The sequence below is a fragment of the Streptomyces fuscigenes genome, from assembly GCF_021556455.1.
Lineage (GTDB): Bacteria > Actinomycetota > Actinomycetes > Streptomycetales > Streptomycetaceae > Streptomyces > Streptomyces fuscigenes.
In genome coordinates, this window is sequence record NZ_JAKGCV010000491.1 from 1 (window position 1) to 3,842 (window position 3,842).

Genomic DNA, 3,842 nt, shown 5'->3' on the forward strand with positions numbered 1-3,842 from the left:
CGCGCGCGATGGCCCCCGCCGCCGCGCGTTCGCGCTCCAGGGCGGCGCGCGCGTCGGCGAGCCCGCCCCCGGCCCGCGCCGTCTGCGCGCGCTGCCGTGCGAGGGCCTGGGCGCTGGCGTTGTATGCCTCGCCGGCCGCCTCGGACTGCTGGTACAGGCTCTTGAGCTGGGTGAGCAGCGCGGCGACACCGCCGGGCTCGGGGGCCGCCGTGCTGGGGACCGCGGCCAGCACGGTGGCCGCGGCGGTCGCCACGGCCGTGGTGCAGGCGGCTCGCAGACGGGACATGCCGGTCACCTCCGGTGGAAGCGCGCCGGCGGGACGGGTGGGTGCGCACGCCGTCGTGGAGGGGCGGCGCGGGGACGGGAGGGGTTCGGGGTGCGGCTCCGGCGCTCGCGGAATGATGAACGCCACACCATGCGATTACCTGACGAGTCGTCGGAGTGGCGGCGGAACTTCACCCGCGCGAGTCACCGGCGACCCGCCGGCCGGGGGTGCGGCCTCACCCGTCAGGCCCGCGGCGGCCTCACGCCTCCGGGCGCCGGGGTCCCACCCGTCACGCCCGCGGCGGCCTCACGCCTCCGGGCGCCGGGGTCTCACCCGTCAGGCCCGCGGCGGCCTCACGCCTCGGGGCGCCGGGGTGTCACCCGTCACGCCCGCGGCGGCCTCATGCCTCCGGGCGGGGGCGCCGCGTCCAGGGCCAGCGCGGGCCGTCCGCGACGTGGCCCTCCGGCGCGTACACGTACTTCCAGCCGCGCTGGATGCCCAGCCGCCGGGTGAAGCCCGCGGGCGCCCGGCGATAGGAGTGCACCGTCGGGGGCGTCCCGGGCTCGTTCGGCACCGGCACGTCGTACCACTTCGGGGGCTGGCCGGTCAGGCCCGTCAGCACGGGCAGCACACGCCCGTCCAGCGGCCCGCCGACGAACAGCGTGTCCTCGCTTCTCACCCGTCCAGTCTCACCCGGACGTCATCGACTCCACCAGCGGGGCCAGCCTGCGCGCCAGCAGCGCGACCGCGCCGTCCGCCCGCTCCTGCGCCGCGACGGCGGCGACGGCGGCCGCGGTCTGCTCGTCGCGCGTCGCGGTCGTCGCGAGGAGCGCGACCAGGTGGTCGACCAGCCAGTCGCGCAGCTCGCCCGCGTCCGGCAGTTTGTCCTCGTCCAGCCACGTCAGCGAAGCGGACTCGACCGCCGCGATCCAGGTGCGCACCAGCATCCGCAGGCGGGGGCCCGGCCGGTCGGCGCCGAGGTGCAGGAGTATCTGCTCGGCCGCGGTCCTGCGCACCTCGTCGACGATCGCCGTCGTGCGGGACGTCTCGCAGACGCCGCCGCCGCGCAGCAGCGCGCTGAAGCCCGTGTCGTGCTCGTCCACGAAGGCGAGGTAGCGGTCGAGGACCCGCTTGACGCGCTCGGTCGGCGGCCCGGCCTGCGGCTCGGTGAAGCACCGTTCCAGCCGGCTCGCCGACGAGCGCACCGCGGCCTCGTACAACTGCTGCTTGCCGCCGGGGAAGTAGCGGTACACGAGCGGCCTGGACACGCCGGCCGCCGCCGCCACCTCCTCGGGGCTCACGTCCTCCGGGGCGCGGTGCGCGAACAACGTCAGCGCGGCTTCGAGGAGTTGCGTCCTGCGCTGCTCGACGCTGAGCCGGCGGTACGCGGGAGGCGGAGCGGGCGTCGCGGCGGTCATACGGGAAGCGTAACCACTCGCGCCCCGGGGCGCGTTCAGGCGAGCAGGCCCGAGCTGCGCCACAGTGCCCGACCCGGCCCGTTCAGCACGCCGATGTCGTCGAGGAAGTCGGTCAGCTTGCGCGCGCCCGACTGCATGACCTCGCGCCGGTGACCGCTGGCCTTCACCTGGGCCACCGCCTCGCGGCGGTCGAGGCCGACGTCCGTGTAGACCTGCGGGTTGACGAAGCAGACCGAGAACACGCGGGCCGCCTCGCCGCTCGACAGCTGCGTGAAGCGCCGCTCCCAGCGCGGCGCCGTCACCATCTGGCGGCGCAACTCCTCGCGCGCGTAGCGCACATGGCGCGACTCCTCGATGACGTGGATGCGCGTCACCCCGCGCACCAGCGTCTGCACCCGCTCGTCGGGGAACGTCAGCCGCTGCATCCAGTCGAGGATCTCCTCGCCGAGGAGCGTGGCCGAGAACGAACCGGGCGTCGTGGAAGCCGTCTTCAGCACGCGCGCCAGGTTGTGGTAGAGCCGCGGCACCGGATACGCGGGCGTGCCGCCCTTCTTGATCAGGCGCGCGAACATCTTCGAGTGCCGGCACTCGTCGGCTATCTCGGTGAGCGCGTACCGCACGTGGTCGCTGACCACGGACTTGTCGTAGATGTGCCGCACCAGGAGCTGCATGAGGATGATCTCGAACCAGATGCCGAGCGACGCGAGCGAGGCGGCCTCGTGGCGGGCGAGGTCCATCCGCTGCTCCTGGGACATGCGCCGCCACAGCGGCGTGTCGTAGAGGGAGACGAGCTCCGGCGGCCAGAACCACTTCCCGTCCTCGATCGGCGCCTCCCAGTCGAGCTCCGTGTCCGGGTCGAAGGAGTGCCTCGCGGAGGACTCCAGGAGGCGCTTGGCGACCTGTTCGCGGTCCTTGAGCGGCCCCAGCGCGTCCCGCAGGACCGGGTCGTTCATCAGGGCGTCGCGGCTGGGACGGGCGGGCGCGGTCGTCATGGGTGCGAGCCTCCTCGGCGGCCGGAGGGCGGAGTGTTACCGGCGGTCACCCCCTATGAGACTGCTTGTCAGCAGAGCAGTCAATCCCCCCGCGCGGCACTTGTCGACTTCTCGTCCGGCACGGCTCGAGGCGGCGAACTCCGGCCACGTGCGCCCCTCGTGCGCCCTCGCACGCCCCGTGGGCACGTCCGGCGCATTGTTCCCGCAGTTCCCGGGTGGGGACCGGCCGGCGCCGCACGAAGCGTGCGGATGGCCGGAAAGTGACGCAACGGGCCGGAAATGCGGGGGGCGTCTTCCGGCCCGGGCACGTCAGGATGGTCGTATGACTGCGATCTCCCCCGCCGGCGGTCCTGAGGCCGCCCGCCGCAGCCTCGAAGGACTCGCCATGGGTGACGCCTTCGGCGAGCGGTGGTTCTCCCGCTTCCGCGAACCGGAGCAGGCCCGCGCCCAGATCCGGGAGCGAAGACCGCCCGAGGAGCCCGAATGGGCGTGGACCGACGACACGGCGCTCGCCCTGGCCCTGCACCGGGTGCTCGTCGAGCGCGGCACCGTCGACCAGGACCGCCTGGCCGCCTGCTTCGGTCTCGCCTACGACGCCCACTCCGGCCGCGGCTACGGCTACGGCATGCACGTCCTGCTCCCCGCGCTGCTGGAGGACCCCGCCTCCTGGCGGCGCCTCGCGCCCGACCTGTTCGACGGCGGCAGCCTCGGCAACGGCGCCGCCATGCGCGTTGCCCCGCTCGGCGCCTGGTTCGCCGACGACCTCGACCGCGCGGCGAAGGAGGCGGCCCTGTCGGCCGAGGTCACCCACGCCCACCCGCAGGGCGTGGCCGGCGCCGTGGCCGTCGCCGTGGCCGCCGGCCTGTCCGCGCGGGGCGAGCTGTCCCTGGACGCGGTCGTCGAGGCGACGCCCCCGGGCCCCGTGCGCGACGGGCTCGCCCGCGCCGCCGCCCTCCCCTTCGGCGCGGATCCCGCCGGCGCCGCCGGCGAACTGGGCAACGGCAGCGGCATACGCGCCGACGACACCGTGCCGTTCGCGGTCTGGACGGCCGCCCGGCACCCCGACGACCTGCCCGCCGCCCTGTGGGCCACCGCCGAGGCGCTCGGCGACGTCGACACCACCTGCGCGATCACCGGCGGCATCGTGGGCGCCCGGACGGGCCTCGC

The 3,842-nt window shown here is 75.0% G+C and carries 4 protein-coding genes and 1 pseudogene; 1 reads left to right on the top strand and 4 read right to left on the bottom strand.

Features of this window, described 5'->3' with window-relative positions:
• From L1885_RS25110 to L1885_RS25125, 4 genes and pseudogenes are all read right to left on the bottom strand, one after another.
• A pseudogene (locus tag L1885_RS25110) lies at window positions 1-286 on the bottom strand (hypothetical protein); the annotation flags it as partial.
• A 379-nt stretch (window positions 287-665) separates the two neighbouring features.
• On the bottom strand, window positions 666-944 hold the full coding sequence (locus tag L1885_RS25115) for a DUF8847 domain-containing protein (RefSeq protein WP_235799457.1): 279 nt from the start codon (window positions 942-944) through the stop codon (window positions 666-668).
• A 10-nt stretch (window positions 945-954) separates the two neighbouring features.
• A complete protein-coding gene (locus L1885_RS25120; protein ID WP_235799458.1) occupies window positions 955-1,683 on the bottom strand; it encodes a TetR/AcrR family transcriptional regulator in 729 nt (242 codons plus the stop codon).
• Window positions 1,684-1,718: 35 nt separating this feature from the next.
• Complete coding sequence (locus L1885_RS25125; protein WP_235799459.1) at window positions 1,719-2,675, bottom strand: AurF N-oxygenase family protein; 957 nt, start codon at window positions 2,673-2,675, stop codon at window positions 1,719-1,721.
• A 322-nt stretch (window positions 2,676-2,997) separates the two neighbouring features.
• Here L1885_RS25125 and L1885_RS25130 point away from each other — a divergent pair.
• The coding region (locus L1885_RS25130; protein WP_235799460.1) for an ADP-ribosylglycohydrolase family protein at window positions 2,998-3,842 on the top strand (845 nt) is incomplete at its 3' end.